Origin of the sequence: Mycobacterium sp. E3305, assembly GCF_001666785.1 — a bacterium.
Lineage (GTDB): Bacteria > Actinomycetota > Actinomycetes > Mycobacteriales > Mycobacteriaceae > Mycobacterium.
Window position 1 is genome coordinate 1 of the sequence record NZ_LZJA01000117.1, and the last position, 984, is coordinate 984.

Annotated in this window: 2 pseudogenes; both read left to right on the forward strand. The window is 71.4% G+C overall.

Annotated features, from left to right (window positions below):
- Positions 1 to 684 (forward strand): annotated as a pseudogene (locus A5701_RS10705) (MFS transporter); the annotation flags it as partial.
- Positions 685 to 796: 112 nt separating this feature from the next.
- Positions 797 to 984: pseudogene (locus A5701_RS10710) on the forward strand (hypothetical protein); the annotation flags it as partial.

Genomic DNA, 984 nt, shown 5'->3' on the forward strand with positions numbered 1-984 from the left:
ATCGTCACGGTGGCCGCGCGGGCGCTGCTGCCGGAGATGGTGCTCACCGAGGACCAGCTGAAGTGCGTGGGCCCCCGGTCCCGCCACCACCGCAACCGCCGGCTGATCATCGTCAGCATCATCACCATGGTCGGCGTGACCGGGCACTTCGTCTCCTACACCTACATCGTGGAGATCATCCGCGAGGTCGTCGGCGTGCGGGGGCCGAACCTGGCATGGGTGCTGGCCGCCTACGGCGTGGCGGGGGTGATAGCCGTCGGCCTGGTGGCGCGGCCGCTGGACCGCAGGCCCAAGGGGGCGATCATCGGGTGCCTGGCCGGTTTGACGGCCGCATTCGTGGTGCTGACCGCGCTGGCACTGGGCGGCCGCCCCGCCGCGGCCGCGGCCCTGATCGGGACGGCCGCGATCGTGCTGTGGGGGGCGATGGCCACCGCCGTGTCGCCGATGATGCAGTCCGCGGCGATGCGCAGCGGCGCCGACGACCCCGACGGGGCGTCGGGGCTCTACGTGACGGCTTTCCAGGTGGGCATCATGGCGGGCGCGCTGGCGGGCGGGCTGCTCTACGAGCGCAGCGTAGTGCTCATGCTGACCGCGTCGGCCGGTTTGATGGCGGCCGCGCTGGTCGGGGCGGCCGCCAATCGTCAGGCGCTCGACGTTGCGCCGACAAGCTCACGCGATTCATAGCCAGCCAGCTCAACGGCCAAAATGGCTGTGTATTCGGCCTCCGCGCGGTTTCGAATTTGTTAGCTGGCAGGCGCCCTATGCCACACTGTGTCAGGAACTCGAACGTGGAGGGATGCATATGTCGGGCTGGACGCGCGGGCGGCTGTCGGCCGCCCTGAACGCCGCCGGATTGGCTTCTGTCAGCTTGGCGCTGGTGTTGAGCGCCGCCCCGGCGATGGCGGATCCCGATCCGGCCCCCGCCGACCCCGGCGTCGTGGCGGCGCCGCCCGGCCCGCCCGCGCCCCCAGATGCCCACCGGAA